General features: G+C 70.0%; 14 protein-coding genes. 11 read left to right on the forward strand and 3 right to left on the reverse strand.

What is annotated here, in order from left to right:
• Positions 1 to 212: 212 nt before the first annotated feature.
• The 3 genes from trpS to AC3EUV_RS06715 all read left to right on the forward strand — a co-directional run bounded on the left by trpS (position 213) and on the right by AC3EUV_RS06715 (position 3,145).
• Positions 213 to 1,223: a tryptophan--tRNA ligase gene (gene trpS / locus AC3EUV_RS06705; protein WP_435602458.1), complete on the forward strand. Its 1,011-nt coding sequence runs from the start codon at positions 213 to 215 to the stop codon at positions 1,221 to 1,223.
• A 182-nt stretch (positions 1,224 to 1,405) separates the two neighbouring features.
• Positions 1,406 to 1,990 carry a 2'-5' RNA ligase family protein gene (locus AC3EUV_RS06710; protein WP_432141514.1) on the forward strand — a complete coding sequence of 195 codons (585 nt, stop codon included), beginning with the start codon at positions 1,406 to 1,408 and terminating at the stop codon, positions 1,988 to 1,990.
• A gap of 192 nt (positions 1,991 to 2,182) precedes the next feature.
• Complete coding sequence (locus AC3EUV_RS06715) at positions 2,183 to 3,145, forward strand: YihY/virulence factor BrkB family protein (protein ID WP_435602386.1); 963 nt, start codon at positions 2,183 to 2,185, stop codon at positions 3,143 to 3,145.
• Between the two features lie 86 nt (positions 3,146 to 3,231).
• On the opposite strand, the gene AC3EUV_RS06720 is transcribed toward AC3EUV_RS06715, so the two are convergent.
• Positions 3,232 to 4,656 carry a D-alanyl-D-alanine carboxypeptidase family protein gene (locus AC3EUV_RS06720; protein ID WP_435602387.1) on the reverse strand — a complete coding sequence of 475 codons (1,425 nt, stop codon included), beginning with the start codon at positions 4,654 to 4,656 and terminating at the stop codon, positions 3,232 to 3,234.
• A gap of 10 nt (positions 4,657 to 4,666) precedes the next feature.
• On the opposite strand from AC3EUV_RS06720, the gene AC3EUV_RS06725 reads away from it, so the two are divergent.
• From AC3EUV_RS06725 to AC3EUV_RS06760, 8 genes are all read left to right on the forward strand, one after another.
• The gene (locus AC3EUV_RS06725) at positions 4,667 to 4,954 is read left to right on the forward strand and encodes an SCO4848 family membrane protein (protein WP_432141517.1); all 288 of its coding nucleotides are present in this window, start codon (positions 4,667 to 4,669) and stop codon (positions 4,952 to 4,954) included.
• Between the two features lie 22 nt (positions 4,955 to 4,976).
• Positions 4,977 to 6,272 (forward strand): metallophosphoesterase, encoded by a 1,296-nt coding sequence (locus AC3EUV_RS06730; RefSeq protein WP_435602388.1) that lies wholly within the window; start codon positions 4,977 to 4,979, stop codon positions 6,270 to 6,272.
• A 217-nt stretch (positions 6,273 to 6,489) separates the two neighbouring features.
• Positions 6,490 to 6,801, forward strand: coding sequence for a hypothetical protein (locus tag AC3EUV_RS06735; RefSeq protein WP_435602389.1), 312 nt, complete (start codon positions 6,490 to 6,492; stop codon positions 6,799 to 6,801).
• A 56-nt stretch (positions 6,802 to 6,857) separates the two neighbouring features.
• Entirely contained in the window at positions 6,858 to 8,333 is a 1,476-nt protein-coding gene (locus AC3EUV_RS06740; protein WP_435602390.1) for a hypothetical protein, read from the forward strand.
• A gap of 114 nt (positions 8,334 to 8,447) precedes the next feature.
• On the forward strand, positions 8,448 to 9,641 hold the full coding sequence (locus AC3EUV_RS06745) for a S8 family serine peptidase (protein WP_435602391.1): 1,194 nt from the start codon (positions 8,448 to 8,450) through the stop codon (positions 9,639 to 9,641).
• A gap of 124 nt (positions 9,642 to 9,765) precedes the next feature.
• The gene (locus tag AC3EUV_RS06750; RefSeq protein WP_435602392.1) at positions 9,766 to 10,365 is read left to right on the forward strand and encodes a hypothetical protein; all 600 of its coding nucleotides are present in this window, start codon (positions 9,766 to 9,768) and stop codon (positions 10,363 to 10,365) included.
• A 114-nt stretch (positions 10,366 to 10,479) separates the two neighbouring features.
• Positions 10,480 to 10,986 carry an FBP domain-containing protein gene (locus AC3EUV_RS06755; RefSeq protein ID WP_432141523.1) on the forward strand — a complete coding sequence of 169 codons (507 nt, stop codon included), beginning with the start codon at positions 10,480 to 10,482 and terminating at the stop codon, positions 10,984 to 10,986.
• A gap of 166 nt (positions 10,987 to 11,152) precedes the next feature.
• Positions 11,153 to 11,980, forward strand: coding sequence for a hypothetical protein (locus tag AC3EUV_RS06760; protein WP_432141524.1), 828 nt, complete (start codon positions 11,153 to 11,155; stop codon positions 11,978 to 11,980).
• Here the strand turns inward: AC3EUV_RS06760 and AC3EUV_RS06765 are convergent.
• The gene (locus tag AC3EUV_RS06765; RefSeq protein WP_432141525.1) at positions 11,964 to 12,737 is read right to left on the reverse strand and encodes a succinate dehydrogenase iron-sulfur subunit; all 774 of its coding nucleotides are present in this window, start codon (positions 12,735 to 12,737) and stop codon (positions 11,964 to 11,966) included. The two genes, AC3EUV_RS06760 and AC3EUV_RS06765, sit on opposite strands and share 17 nt — an antisense overlap.
• Positions 12,737 to 14,491 carry a succinate dehydrogenase flavoprotein subunit gene (sdhA, locus tag AC3EUV_RS06770; RefSeq protein WP_432141526.1) on the reverse strand — a complete coding sequence of 585 codons (1,755 nt, stop codon included), beginning with the start codon at positions 14,489 to 14,491 and terminating at the stop codon, positions 12,737 to 12,739. The genes AC3EUV_RS06765 and sdhA overlap by 1 nt, the downstream gene beginning before the upstream one ends.
• Positions 14,492 to 14,505: the final 14 nt, after the last annotated feature.

The raw sequence follows: 14,505 nt of genomic DNA on the forward strand, positions 1-14,505 counted from the left end.
GGCCACGAACAGGTCCACGATTCCAGCTCCCGCCCGCCCCGAACAGGCCGCCGAGCCCTCTCCGGCAACGCCCCGTCGCCCCGCTTCCGCCCGGTACCGTCGCCGCGCGCGCCACCACACACCGGCGCCCCTGGCCGACCTGAGACAATCGACCCATGGCTCTCGATCGCCCGCCCGTCGCCCACCACCACCCTCAGGGGAATGGCTCCGCCATGCAGCAACGTCCTCGTGTGCTCTCCGGCATTCAGCCCACCGCCGGCTCCTTCCACCTCGGCAATTACCTCGGTGCGGTACGCCAGTGGGTGGCGCTCCAGGAGTCCCACGACGCCTTCTACATGGTGGTCGACCTGCATGCGATCACCGTTCCGCAGGACCCGGCGGAACTGCGCAGCAACACCCGGATCGCGGCCGCCCAGCTGCTGGCCGCCGGTCTCGACCCGGAGCGCTGCACCCTCTTCATCCAGAGCCATGTGCCCGAGCACGCCCAGCTCGGCTGGGTGATGAACTGCCTCACCGGCTTCGGCGAGGCGTCCCGGATGACCCAGTTCAAGGACAAGTCCGCCAAGCAGGGCGCCGACCGCACCTCCGTCGGCCTGTTCACCTACCCGATCCTCCAGATCGCCGACATCCTGCTCTACCAGGCCCACCAGGTCCCGGTCGGCGAGGACCAGCGCCAGCACATCGAGCTGACCCGCGACCTCGCCGAGCGCTTCAACAGCCGCTACGGCGACACCTTCACGATGCCGGCGCCGTACATCCTCAAGGAGACGGCGAAGATCTACGATCTCCAGGACCCGTCGGCCAAGATGAGCAAGTCGGCCGCCAGCCCCAAGGGCCTGATCAACCTCCTCGACGAGCCGAAGGTCTCCGCGAAGAAGGTCAAGAGCGCGGTCACGGACACCGACACGGTGATCCGCTACGACACCGAGAACAAGCCCGGCGTCTCCAACCTCCTCACCATTTACTCCACCCTCACCGGCCTCTCGATCCCGGAGCTGGAGCAGAAGTACGAGGGCAAGATGTACGGCGCGCTCAAGACCGATCTCGCCGAGGTGATGGTCGATTTCGTCACACCGTTCCGGGACCGTACGCAGGAATATCTGGACGACCCCGAGACGCTGGACGCCATCCTGGCCAAGGGTGCGGAGAAGGCCCGCGCGGTAGCCGCCGAGACCCTCGCCACCACCTATGACCGGCTCGGATTCCTGCCGGCCAAGCACTGACGCCGGCCCCTCGCGCGGCGGGCCACGGCCGGCCGCGCGGACCCCGCCGAGCCAGGGGGCCCCGCCCGTGGGCCCCTTGTCCGCTCGCAACAGGACCGGGGACGCTCCCCGATTAGGGCGCGTACCCGGCACACTAAGAGGGTGCGCGAGCGCGCCGCACACACGTCAGGAGGGAGAACGCAGTGGGGACCGTAACGCTGGGCGTTTCGATCGCGGTCCCGGAGCCTTACGGCAGCTTCCTCCAGCGGAAGCGCGAAAGCTTCGGGGACCCTGCCGCACCCGGCATCCCCACGCATATCACCCTCCTCCCGCCGACGGAGGTACGGACCGAGGCGCTGCCCGCCATCGAACGCCACCTCGCCGAGGTCGCGGCCGGCTGCCGCCCCTTCCCGCTCCGCCTGGACGGCACCGGGACGTTCCGCCCGCTCTCCCCAGTGGTCTACGTCAAGGTCACCGACGGGGTCGCGGGCTGCACCACCCTCCAGGCCCGGATCCGCGCCGCCTCCGGCCCCTGCGCCCGGGAGCTCCAGTTCCCGTACCACCCGCATGTGACCATCGCCCACGGCATCACCGAAGAGGCCATGGAGCGCGCCCAGACCGGGCTCCGGGACTTCACCGCGACCTGGACCATCGGCGGCTTCGCGCTCTACGAGCAGGGCGCGGACGAGGTGTGGCGCCTGGAGCGGGAGTACCCCTTCGGGCCCCGGACGGCCGCCGTCCCCCGCCAGGCCGCCGATCTTTCCCGCCCGCCGGCGCCCTCCTGCTGACGGCCGCTGCCCGCCGCGGGGCGCGCAGCTGCCCGCCCCGGCCCGCGACAGCCGTACGGCACGTATGAGCGTGCGCGTTTCCGGGGTACCCGGACGCTAGTGTTCCGGAATCGCCGGAACCGCCGGAACACCCGGAGCGCCGGCCGCCACTCCTGCCCGACCCGGCGGCCGACCGGGCACGAGGGGACTGCCATGAACTGGTTGAGCACACTCCCGGTGATCGGGCCGGCCGTCACCTGGCTGATGACCACACACCTCTGGCGCGCCTACGAACGCATGCTCCGGGTGCACTGGACCCGGCTCGCCGCCGCGATCACCTTCACCAGCTTCGTCGCGCTCTTCCCGCTGCTCACCGTCGCCGCCGCGGTCGGCGCCGCGCTGCTCAGCGACGCCCGGCTGCACTCGCTGGAGAACAAGCTCGCCGAGCAGCTCCCCGGCCTCTCGGACCGGCTCGACATCGCCGGACTCGTCGACCACGCGACCACCGTCGGCCTGGTGGCCGGTGCCGCGCTGCTGCTGACCGGCATCGGCTGGGTCGAATCGCTGCGCGACTGCCTGCGCGCCGTATGGGAGAAGCCCGACGAGGAGATCAACTTCTTCCTCGGCAAGCTCCGGGACGGCGCACTGCTGCTCGGCGTGGGCGGCGTCGCCGTGCTCTCCCTGGCCTGTTCGACGTTCGCGTCCGCCGCGGTGGGCAAGGTGGCGGAGGCGATCGGCCTCCCGGAAGGCGGCATCGGCAGCGTGCTGCTCTCCTCCGCCGGCTTCGTCATCGCCGTCCTCGCGGACTTCCTGCTGCTCGCCTACATACTCACCAGGCTGCCCGGCGTCCATCCGCCGCGGCGCGCCGTCGTCGTCGCCGGCCTGCTCGGCGCGATCGGCTTCGAGCTGCTGAAGCTGCTGCTCAGCGGCTATCTCCAGGGCGTCGCCTCACGCAGCATGTACGGCGCCTTCGGCACCCCGGTCGCCCTGCTGCTGTGGATCAACTTCACCGCGAAGCTGCTGGTGTACTGCGCTTCCTGGACGGCCACGGACGGGGAGCGGCACGGGGAGAGCGACGAGCCCAAGGTGCCGGCGGGGCCAGGTGGGTCGGAGGGGGCAGAGGGGCCGGAGGAGCCGGAGCGGGCGGAGGGGCCGGAGCGGCCGCGGGAGGCGTAGCTCGTCTCCCGGGGCCGCCCCGCCCCATCTCCCGCCCCCCGACGCTCACTTGCCGGACCTACGGTCACTCGTGGGGCCGACGACGCTCACTTGCCGGACCGGCGCCGCCCCCGTACCAGCTCCGGCAGCGGCCAGCGGCGGTGCACGGCGAAGGCCACGACGCCGAGCAGCGCCAGCGCCCCGGTGGTGAGGCCCAGCGCCGTCCAGGCGCCGCTCCGGTCGTCGGCGCCGTCCAGCGCGGCCTGGGTGCTCCGGTCACCCTTGCCCTTGCCCTTGGCGCTCACCGCGCCGGTGCCGTCGTCCTCGCTCCGGGGGCCGACGAGCCGGCCGACCGGCTCCACCTTGCCGGCCGCCGCGAAGCCCCAGTCGAGCAGCTTGGCGGCCTCCCGGTAGGCCTCGTTGTGCTCCTTCTTCTCCGGGTTCATGACCGTGACCAGGAGCTTGCGGTCGCCGCGCTGGGCGACGCCGGTGAAGGTCGACCCCGCGTTCGTCGTCGAGCCGTTCTTCACCCCCGCGATGCCCGGATACGGCTTGATGTCGTAATCGCCGCTCAGCAGCCGGTTGGTGTTCTGGATGCCGAATGTCGCCCGCTTGCCGTTTTTGCCCTTGTCACCGGGGAACTGCGCACTGGCCGTCGAGCAGTACTCGCGGAAGTCGGGGTTCTGGAGCCCCGACCGGGCGAACAGGCTCAGGTCGTACGCGCTGGAGACCTGGCCCGGCGCGTCATAGCCGTCCGGGGTCACCACATGCGTGTCGCGGGCGTTGAGCTCCTTTGCGTGCCGCTGCATCTGCGTGACGGTGGCCTTGGTTCCGCCGTTCATCGCCGACAGCGTGTGCACCGCGTCGTTGCCGGACCGCAGGAAGACGCCCAGCCACAGGTCGTGGACCGAATAGCTCAGGTTCTCCCTTATCCCGACGAGGCTGCTGCCGGCGCCCATCCCCGCGAGGTCGGCGGGCCTGACCGTGTGCTTCTGGTCCTTGGGGAACTTCGGCAGCACCGTGTCGGCGAACAGCATCTTCAGGGTGCTGGCCGGCGCCAGCTGCCAGTGGGCGTTCTTGGCGGCCAGCACCTTGCCGGACTCGGCGTCGGACACGATCCACGAACGGGCGGTGAGGACGTCCGGGCCCGGCAGCTTCGGCGCGCCCGGCGTCTGGGCCACCTGGACGCCGGGCGTACCCAGCCGGTCCCCGCCGATCTGCGACATCTTCGCCGGCGGCTTGGGCGCCTTGGGAGCCTTGGGGTCGGCGTGTGCGGTGCCGGCCAGGAGCGGGGTGGCCAGCAGCCCGGAGGAGGCCAGTGCGGCGACGGTGCGCAGGGGGAAGCCGTGACGCGCCGCACGCCCGGCACTGCCGGTCGTGGCCGAAGCATTCGGGGCGGTCGGATCGGTGGAGGCCGTGGAAGCACTGAAGGTCGTCGGCACGTCCGTGAACGTACCCACCTTTGCGCCGGACGCCGACAGCACCCCACGGAAGAGTGCCCCTGCCGACCGCCGGATGGAGCCGCTGCCCATACTGGGACGTATGAAGCTCTCGCGCCCCGTGTCCTGGTTCCTGCTCGCCTTCGGGGTGTGGAGCTGGTTCATCTGGATCACTTTCGTCAAAAACCTCTGGAAGGACGGGAGCGGTCTCGCCTTCGACGACGCGGGTGACCCGACCGCCTACTTCTGGGTTCATCTGCTGCTCGCGGTGGCTTCCTTTCTTTTGGGGACGGCGATCGGGGTGATCGGGTTCCGTGGTGTACGGGCCTTGCGCCGCGAAGCCGCGGACCACACGCCGGAACCGCCTTCGTCCTCCTCGTCCGCCTCCTGAATCACAGGCACGGGGAGACGCCGTGATCTTCGCGCTGATCCTGGTCCCGGTCCTCGGACTGTTCTTCGGCGTGCACCGCTACCTGTGGTGCCGACTCGTCCGTGACACCACCACCCCCGGCAGCCGGCCCCGCCGTACGGGCACCGCCGCCGCCTTCGTCCTCCCTCTGACCACCCTCGCCGCCCTGCTGGCCGGCCGCGCCGGCGCCCCCTTCCCCCTCCAGCAAGCAGTGGCCTGGCCCGGCTACCTCTGGCTGGCCCTGGTGCTCTATCTCACACTCGCCCTGCTGGTGGGGGAAGTGGTCCGCGCCATCTGGCTACGCGCCCTGCCCGCCGACGAGCCCCCGGCACGCGCGACGTCACCCACCGGCCCCGCCCACGGCCCAGGCCCCCAGGCCCCACCGCCGTCCCCCGACCCTTCCCCCATCCCACCCCCCTCTCCCTCCCCCACGCTCCTCCCGCCCCGCACCCCTGCCCTCCCGCCGGTCGCCACCCCGCCCCGCCGTCTCTTCCTCGCGCGGGCGGTCGCCGCCGGTGCCTCCCTCGCCGCCACGGCCGCCGTCGGCTACGGCACCGCCACCACCCTCCGCGGGCCGGTGGTCAAGCGCGTGACGATCCCGCTGGCCAAACTGCCGCGCACCGCCCACGGTTTCCGGATCGCCGTCGTCAGCGATATCCATCTCGGCCCGGTCCTCGGCCGCGCCCACACCCGGCGCATCGTCGAGACCATCAACCGCACCCAACCCGACCTGGTGGCCATCGTCGGCGACCTGGTCGACGGCAACGTCACCGACCTCGCCCCGGCCGTCGAGCCCCTGCGCGAACTGCGGTCCCGGCACGGCGCCTTCTTCGTCACGGGAAACCACGAGTACTACTCCGGCGCCGACCAATGGGTGGACCACGTACGCGAGTTGGGCATCCACCCGCTGGAGAACGTCCGTACCGAACTCCCCGGCTTCGACCTCGCCGGCATCAACGACATCGGAGGCCAGGCCGAACAGGCCGGCCCCGACTACGACCAGGCCCTCGGCGACCGCGACCCGGCCCGCGCCGTCGTCCTGATGGCCCACCAGCCGGTCACCATCCACGACTCCGTCCGCTTCGGCGTCGACCTCCAGCTCTCCGGGCACACCCACGGCGGCCAGATGTGGCCCTTCACCTACATCGCCGACGCCACCAACCCCACCCTCGCCGGCCTGGAACGCTACGGCGACACCCAGCTCTACGTCTCCAGCGGCGCAGGCACCTGGGGCCCACCGGTACGCCTCGGCGCACCGCCCGAGGTCACCGTGGTCGAACTCGCTTCCCTGCGCGCGTAGATCGCTACGTTGATCGTTGCGGAGGGGTTGCGCCGCGAAGGTAACAACCCCTCTACAAAGTGCGGCGCAATCCTGCGCTAAATCGGACAGATCCCGACTTTCGATCTTGCAACACAGGGGGGCAACTCCCTAGTATTTATTGACTTTACGTTGTCCTTACCGAGGTGGCCTGCGGGGCGGGCCGAGGGGGGACGAGCGGGTAACGGGGAGAGCGGAAATGAGCGAGCGGTTCAAGGTCGACCTCGACGAACTGGACAGCGTGGTACGCCAGCTCCGACGCCTTCGGGCCGATATGGACGAACCCAGCCAGAAGGTGAAGTACAGCACGACGCTCACGAAGTCGGCATTCGGGGAGAATTTCCTTGAGGCGACCGATCTCGGCGGTGCACACGACGACATGCAGACGTACATGTCGGACGTCATCAAGGCGCTCCAGGAACTCATCCACAGGTTCGGCGAGAAGACCGAAGCCAGCCGTGGAGCGTACGAGGACCAGGAGCACCACACCAAGAACTCGATGAATGGCTGAGCAGGCCGCGGTGGTGCAGGTACGGCAGACGGCGATGGATTTGAAGGGGGGCCTGCATGGCTGACGGCAGGCAGGAATACGACAGCGCCAAGAAGATGGCGAAGCAGCACCAGGCGGAGGAGAGGGAGGAGCGGCTCAAGTCGTTCAACGGGCACCGCCCCATCCCCGCGTCTCCTTCGGACTTCCATCACCACGGCCTCGACGATCTCCGGGCGATGATCGAGAACGCCCACCCCGACGGCATCGAGAACTCTGGTCGCCACTGGCGCGCCTCCGCCGACCGGCTCGCGGGTGAGGACGGCCGTGGGGGCATCCGTAAGTCCTTCATGGACGCCGTGGATCACGCCACGGCGCACTGGGAGGGCTCGGCCGCCGGGGCGTTCCGCCGGGAGGCCGCCAAGGTCCTGGAGAAGATCGACCGGACGTATGGCCACGCCCGGGTCGTCGAGCGGGTGCTGATCGGCTCCCGCGAGCTGGGCCCGGAGAGTGGCGTTGCCCACAACCTTCGCGAGGCGAAGGCGGCCATGGCGAAGATCAAGAACCCGGGCGTTGTGGACCGCGCGACCGACGCGAGCGGCGACGACGCGCAGTTCAAGCGGGACATGGCGAACCCGAAGATGGACGCCCGTATGGCGCTGGAGCTCAACCGGGACAGCCTGTCCCTGACCAAGGAGCGCCAGGTCGAGGCCGTCATCGTGATGGACGAGCTTGCGCATCACTACGACGGTCAGGCCAAGGTCCTCAAGGAGGGTGTGGACCCCGGTGGTCCCGTCGGCGACTGGCCCAAGCACCCCTCCACGAGCCCGTCGCCCGCGCCGGTGAACATGCCCATCATCGGCGGTAGTCGTCCCAAGCTGTCGGGCTCGACTCCGAGCGGGCCCAACGGTGCGGGTGGTCACGCCGTCCCGGAGGGTTTCGACAGTCTCAAGACCGCCCGGCCCGAATTGCCGGTGACCACCGGACTCGACAGTGTGCAGGGCGGCACCCTCGCCCCGCCCACGACCGGCGGCGGCGCCATCAACGGCGGGATGCCCGGCGGCAGTCACGGTGTGTCCGGCGGTACCGGCGGCTTCCCCAACGGAGCGATCCCGGCCGGCCCCATCGGCATGCCGGGCGGCAAGAGGGCCGGCGGGGTACGTGGCGCCGGCGTGGCGCGGGGTGCGGGCGCAGGGCGTGGCGCCGGCGGAATGCGCGGCGGTATGCCGGGAGCGGGCGCCGGAGCCGGTAAGGCGGGCGCAGCGGGCGCGGCCGGACGAGGCGGTGCGCAGGCGCGTACCCGCGGCGGCGTGGTCGGTAAGCCGGGCGGTCCGACGGGCGGCGCCAAGCAGGGCGGCGCCGGACTCCACCGCAGCCGTGGCGGCCAGCAGGGGGCCAAGGGCACGCCGGGCGCCGCGGGTGCCGCGGGAGCCGGAGCCAAGGGGAAGGGCAAGGGCGACAAGGAGCGCACCACCGGGCAGCGTCCCGACTATCTCGTCGAGGACGAGGAGACCTGGACCCCGCAGCGTACGGTGGCCCCTCGCGTCATCGAGTGAGCTGGCGATAACGTCGCATGCGGCCAATGAGGCAGGGCCCCGCACCTGGGTGTGCGGGGCCTTTCCTCAGGCGGAACAATGCCGCCTGGACAGCACAGCAAGAAGGAGCGAAGGATGACGGTCACCCGAACACTGCGCGCGACGGTGGGTGCGGCGCTCACGGGAGCGCTGCTGCTGGCCGCCGGCGGTACCGCGTCCGCAGACCAAGTACGCAAGGATCTGTGGCCGTTGGAGGCGTTCGGGGCTCAGCAGCTGTGGCAGCAGGCCACCGGCAAGGGCATCACGGTGGCCGTGCTCGACAGCGGATTCCGTAAGACGCACCAGGATCTGACGGGGCAGTTCACCGGCGGCGCGAACTTCGCGAATACGGCGGCCGGCGACGGATCCGACGATCTCGCTCCGCATGAGGACATCCGCGACCACGGCACGGCGATGGCCTCGATCATCGCCGGCCACGGTCACGGCAGTCAGGGCTCCGAAGGCGTCAAGGGACTGGCGCCCGACGCCAAGATCATGCCCATTCCGCAGTACAAGAACGGCGCGGCAGCGACCCGTTACGCGGTGGACCACGGCGCCAACGTCATCAACATGTCGTACACCGAGACCACCCCCTCCGCCGACACCTGCCCGGCCATCCACTACGCCGTGGAGAAGGGCGTGGTCGTGGTGGCCGGTGTCGGAAACGACGGCCTCCCGAAGAAGAAGTACCCCGCTGCCTGCCCCGGCGCCATCGGCGTGGGTTCGGTCGACGAGTACGGCGAGGCGGACGACGACAACAACTCCACCTCCGCCGTGGATCTACTCGCCCCCGGCGTGAAGATCCCCGTCGCGATGGGCAAGAGCGACTCGGACTACCGCACCGCGGACGGCAGCTCGGCCGCCACCGCCTACGTCTCCGCTGCCGCCGCCCTGCTGAAGCAGAAGTTCCCGGACCTCACCCCGGGCCAGATCGCCAACCGCCTGGTGAAGACCGCCGGTCTGCCCCAGACCGAGAAGGACAAGCACCTCAAGCTTCCGGACGCCCACTACGGCCACGGCTACATCCAGCCCGGCCCCGCCCTCCGGCGCACCATCGCAGCCGGCCCGGCCGAGGGCCCGCTGCCGATGCCGCAGGGCAAGGCACCACAGAAGACCGTCCGCCCCGGTGACGACAAAGGCTACGACCCCGACCCGCCCATGGGCGGCAAGCAGGCGATCATGCTCTACGGCGGCATCGGCCTCGGCGTACTCCTCGTCATCGGCATCATCATCGGCATCGTGGCCGCCACCCGCCGCCGCAACAACCCCAGCCACCAGACCTGGGGCTGAGCCGCCCTCCGCAGCCCCACCGCGAAGACTCCGTGCGGCCGGTCGTGGCCGACCTGGAGAGAGTCAGAAGGAGAAGGCCGTGGCCCACGGCTCGCAGACTTCGGCGCCACCTGAGGCACCGGACGTGGCGCAGATCCTGCGAGCCAATCGGCTTGCCCTGGCCCGGCTCATGGCGGTGCGTTTGCTGATCGCCGGCCTTCTGGTGGCAATTCCGGTGGTGTTCTCCCGTATGACGGGGGTGAACTCGTTCTTCGCGGTTCTGCCCATTCCCGTCGGTGTGGGCGTGCTCATCATGACGGTGTGGCGCGCCGCTTACGGAATCCGTGTCTTCCAGTGCGCGAAAGTGCTCCGTCACTACCCGCTGGAATTCCATCCCCGGGTGCTCATGAAGCGTGCGAAGTGGACTAAGTACGGCGACGTCCACCACATCCGCGTGACGACGCGAGGGCAGCACGGGGCGCCGTTGATGCTGGCGATCAATGCGGCAGGGCGTCGGCGTTGGCCGGAAGGGGCGGAAGAAGGCGCGTGGTTGGCGGGTGACCTGCCTTTCGGTGGTGTCCTGGTGGTGCCGGGGAGCAATGCCATGTTGTTCCTGAAGCCGGCGGATTGGGAAAAGGCCGCGCGGAAACGGGAGGAGGCCGGCGCGCAGCGGATCGCAAAGGCCCAGCAGGCCGGGCTGCACCAGATGACCAACCGGTCGTGGATGATGAGGCTTGGGGCGTGAGGCGGCACCGGAGCCGGACCGGGGGCGCCGCCCGGACAGTGCCCTTCCCGTCCCGCCCTGCCTGGAGATAATTCGGGCGACGGATCCCAGGGCCCGCTGTTAGCTTCGGGCGTCATGGACCCCATAAGTGAAAAAGCAATACGTGCCTCCTTCGTGAATTGCTCGAAGGGTGAGGCGAGTCGGATGAATCTGCCCGTGGGGCTGGCGGAACTCCCCTGGGGGGACTTGGACTTCCTGGGGTGGCGTGATCCGGGGGCGCCGGACCGGAGTTATCTGGTCGCGCCGCGGGACGGCGGGATCATCGGGGTGACGCTGCGGCGGCCGCAGGGGGTGCGGCGGAGTTTCACCAAGACGACGGTGTGTTCGGTGTGTGTGACCGGGCATCCCGGGTCCGGCGTCAGTCTGCTCGCCGCGCGGCGGGCCGGGCCGCTGGGGCGGCAGGGGAACACCGTCGGGACGTATCTGTGCGCCGACCTCGCGTGCTCTCTCTACGTCCGGGGACGCAAGCGGTCCCAGCTCGCCGGGCGGCATGAGGAGACGCTGCCGCTGGAGGAGCGGATCGCCCGTACGGTGCGGAACCTGGATGCCTTCCTGGACAAGGTTGTGGAGGGCGAGCGCTAGCGGAAGGGAGCGCCCCAACGCCCCGCCGGGCGCCCCAACACCCCGCCGGGCGCCTTTTGTTGGGCGACCTGAGGCTACCCGTGGGTTTCGGTTGCGGCGATCCACTGTGCGGACAGATCCTCGGTGCACGTCGCAGGGGAGGCGGCGTGGAACCAGGGGGACGAACGTGCTGCGAGTGCACTTCACCGCGCAGGATCTGGCGCGTACGCGAGTGGCCGAAGGGGCCGACCCGTTATGGGAGACGGTGCTGAGCCTGCATGCCCTACGGGAGAGCCGGACCGAACCGGCGCTGGCCGCCTGGCGGCAGCATGCCGTACGGCACGGGCCGGGGCCGCTGCGGACGCTGTTCCCGCTGGTGCCGCGGCACGGCTACTTCCCGGATTTCCTCACGCCGTTCGCGGGGCTGGACGGGGTCGAGCCGGGACTGGAGGCCGTGATGAGCACCCCGCGGCAGCGGCTGCGGTCCGAGCTGGTGCTGCTGTCCGGGCACCGGGCGCTGCCGGGCTGGGCGCGTGGGATCGCGGACGGGGAGCCGGCCGCGCTGCGTCATCTGGCGCGCAGTCTGCGGACGTACCACCACCGGGCGGTGGCGCCGAGCTGGGCGCGGATCGCCGAACGGGTCGGCGCGGACCGGGCGTTGCGCAGGCATGCGCTGGCGCAGTCCGGGGCGGAGGCGATGCTGCGGACGTTCGGGCCGGTGATGCGCTGGCGGCGGCCGGTGCTGGAGGTCCGCTATCCGGTGGAGCGGGATCTGTTCCTGGAGGGGCGGGGGCTGGTCTTCGTCCCGTCGTATTTCTGTCGTGACGTGCCGGTGGCGCTGGTGGATGAGGCGCTGCCGCCGGTGCTCGTGTATCCGGCGAAGGAGCGGGAGAGCGGGCACGGCGAAGGGCCCCGCCCCCTTGGATACGGAGGCGAGGCCCTTCGGGAGGTGCCGGCGCTGCTCGGCGGCCGGGTCGGGACCCGGATCGCCGCAGGGCTCAGAAGCGGCGGGTGATCAGCGCCCGCTTGACTTCCTGGATGGCCTTGGTGACCTCGATACCGCGCGGGCAGGCGTCCGTGCAGTTGAAGGTCGTCCGGCAGCGCCAGACGCCGTCCTTGTCGTTGAGGATTTCGAGCCGCTGCTCGCCGCCCTCGTCACGCGAGTCGAAGATGAAGCGGTGCGCGTTGACGATCGCCGCCGGGCCGAAGTACTGGCCGTCGTTCCAGAACACCGGGCAGGAGCTGGTGCAGGCGGCGCACAGGATGCACTTCGTGGTGTCGTCGAAGCGCTCGCGGTCCTCGGCGGACTGCCGGCGCTCACGGGTCGGCTCGTTGCCGGTCGTGATCAGGAACGGCATCACGTCCCGGTACGCCTGGAAGAAGGGCTCCATGTCGACGACAAGGTCCTTCAGTACCGTGAGGCCCTTGATGGCCTCGACGGTGATCGGCTTCTCCGGGTTGATGTCCTTGATCAGCGTCTTGCAGGCGAGACGGTTGCGGCCGTTGATGCGCATGGCGTCGGAGCCGCAGATGCCGTGGGCGCAGGAACGACGGAAGGTCAGCGACCCGTCCAGCTCCCACTTGATCTTGTGGAGGGCGTCCAGGACGCGCTCCTTGGGATCGATCTGGAGCTGGAAGTCCTCCCAGCTGGCGTCCTCCGAGATCTCCGGGTTGAACCGGCGGATCCGGAAGGTGACCGTGATCAGATGCGAAGCGCCGTCCTCGGCCGCGTCCGGTGCCGCGGAGTGCTTGTCGAGAGTCGGGGTGCTCATCAGTACTTACGCTCCATCGGCTGGTAGCGGGTCTGCACGACCGGCTTGTAGTCGAGGCGGATCGACTCGACGCCGTCTGCGCCCACCTCGCGGTACGCCATGGTGTGCCGCATGAAGTTGACGTCGTCGCGGTTGGGGTAGTCCTCGCGGTAGTGACCGCCGCGGGACTCCTTGCGGGCCAGCGCGGACACCGCCATGACCTCGGCCAGGTCGAGGAGGTTGCCCAGCTCGATGGCCTCCAGCAGGTCGGTGTTGAACCGCTTGCCCTTGTCCTGGATGGACACGTTCAGGTAGCGCTCGCGCAGCTCGCCGATCTTCTCGACCGCGGTCTTGATCGTCTGCTCGGTGCGGAACACCATCACATTGGCGTCCATGGTCTCCTGGAGCTCCTTGCGGATCTCGGTGACCCGCTCGGTGCCCGTGGAGTTGCGCAGCCGCTCGACCTGGTCGGCGACCTGCTGCGCCGGGTCCTCGGGCAGCTCGACGTACTCGGCGGTGGCCGAGTACTCCGCCGCCGCGATACCGGCCCGGCGCCCGAAGACGTTGATGTCCAGGAGCGAGTTGGTGCCCAGGCGGTTGGCGCCGTGCACGGAGACACAGGCGACCTCGCCGGCCGCGTACAGGCCGGGCACGACGGTGGTGTTGTCCGCCAGGACCTCACCCTCGACGTTGGTCGGGATGCCGCCCATGGCGTAGTGCGCGGTCGGCTGGATCGGGATCGGGTCCGTGTAGGGCTCGATACCGAGGTAGGTCCGCGCGAACTCGGTGATGTCCGGGAGCTTGGCGTCCAGCTGCTCCGGCGGCAGGTGGGTCAGGTCCAGGAAGACGTGGTCGCCCTCCGGACCGCAGCCGCGGCCCTCACGGATCTCCGTGTAGATGGAGCGCGAGACGACGTCACGCGAGGCGAGGTCCTTCATGACGGGCGCGTACTTCTCCATGAAGCGCTCGCCGTCCTTGTTGCGAAGGATGCCGCCCTCGCCGCGCGCACCCTCGGTCAGGAGGATGCCCATGCGCCAGATGCCCGTCGGGTGGAACTGGAAGAACTCCATGTCCTCCAGCGGCAGCCCGCGGCGGTAGGCCGCGGCCTGGCCGTCACCGGTCAGGGTGTGCGCGTTGGAGGTCACCTTGAAGAACTTGCCGGTGCCGCCGGACGCGAAGATGATCGCCTTCGCCTGGAAGACGTGGATCTCGCCGGTGGCCAGCTCGTACGCGACGACGCCCGCGGACTTCTTGACGCCGTCGACGTCCTGGAGCAGCAGGTCGAGCACGTAGAACTCGTTGAAGAACTCCACGCCCTCCTTGACGCAGTTCTGGTACAGCGTCTGGAGGATCATGTGGCCGGTGCGGTCCGAGGCGTAGCAGGACCGGCGGACCGGGGCCTCACCGTGGTTACGGGAGTGACCGCCGAACCGGCGCTGGTCGATCGTGCCGTCCGGCGTGCGGTTGAACGGCAGGCCCATCTTCTCCAGGTCGAGGACCGAGTCGATGGCCTCCTTCGCGAGGATCTCGGCGGCGTCCTGGTCGACCAGGTAGTCGCCACCCTTGATCGTGTCGAAGGTGTGCCACTCCCAGTTGTCTTCCTCGACGTTCGCGAGGGCCGCGGCCATGCCGCCCTGGGCGGCGCCGGTGTGGGAGCGGGTCGGGTAGAGCTTCGTCAGGACCGCGGTGCGGCTGCGCTTCGTCGACTCGATGGCCGCGCGCATGCCCGCGCCGCCGGCGCCGACGATGACGGTGTCGTACTTGTGGATCTTCATGGTTCCAGTCAGCC

It is taken from the genome of Streptomyces sp. bgisy130 (assembly GCF_057708345.1).

What these genes read in the sequence shown, in the direction of transcription:
- AC3EUV_RS06740 (WP_435602390.1), top strand. Translation starts at nt 6,858, where the DNA reads ATGGCTGACGGCAGGCAGGAATACGACAGCGCCAAGAAGATGGCGAAG.
- AC3EUV_RS06715 (WP_435602386.1), top strand. Translation starts at nt 2,183, where the DNA reads ATGAACTGGTTGAGCACACTCCCGGTGATCGGGCCGGCCGTCACCTGG.
- AC3EUV_RS06745 (WP_435602391.1), top strand. Translation starts at nt 8,448, where the DNA reads ATGACGGTCACCCGAACACTGCGCGCGACGGTGGGTGCGGCGCTCACG.
- AC3EUV_RS06755 (WP_432141523.1), top strand. Translation starts at nt 10,480, where the DNA reads ATGGACCCCATAAGTGAAAAAGCAATACGTGCCTCCTTCGTGAATTGC.
- AC3EUV_RS06735 (WP_435602389.1), top strand. Translation starts at nt 6,490, where the DNA reads ATGAGCGAGCGGTTCAAGGTCGACCTCGACGAACTGGACAGCGTGGTA.
- AC3EUV_RS06725 (WP_432141517.1), top strand. Translation starts at nt 4,667, where the DNA reads ATGAAGCTCTCGCGCCCCGTGTCCTGGTTCCTGCTCGCCTTCGGGGTG.
- AC3EUV_RS06765 (WP_432141525.1), bottom strand. Translation starts at nt 12,737, where the DNA reads ATGAGCACCCCGACTCTCGACAAGCACTCCGCGGCACCGGACGCGGCC.
- sdhA (WP_432141526.1), bottom strand. Translation starts at nt 14,491, where the DNA reads ATGAAGATCCACAAGTACGACACCGTCATCGTCGGCGCCGGCGGCGCG.
- AC3EUV_RS06720 (WP_435602387.1), bottom strand. Translation starts at nt 4,656, where the DNA reads ATGGGCAGCGGCTCCATCCGGCGGTCGGCAGGGGCACTCTTCCGTGGG.
- trpS (WP_435602458.1), top strand. Translation starts at nt 213, where the DNA reads ATGCAGCAACGTCCTCGTGTGCTCTCCGGCATTCAGCCCACCGCCGGC.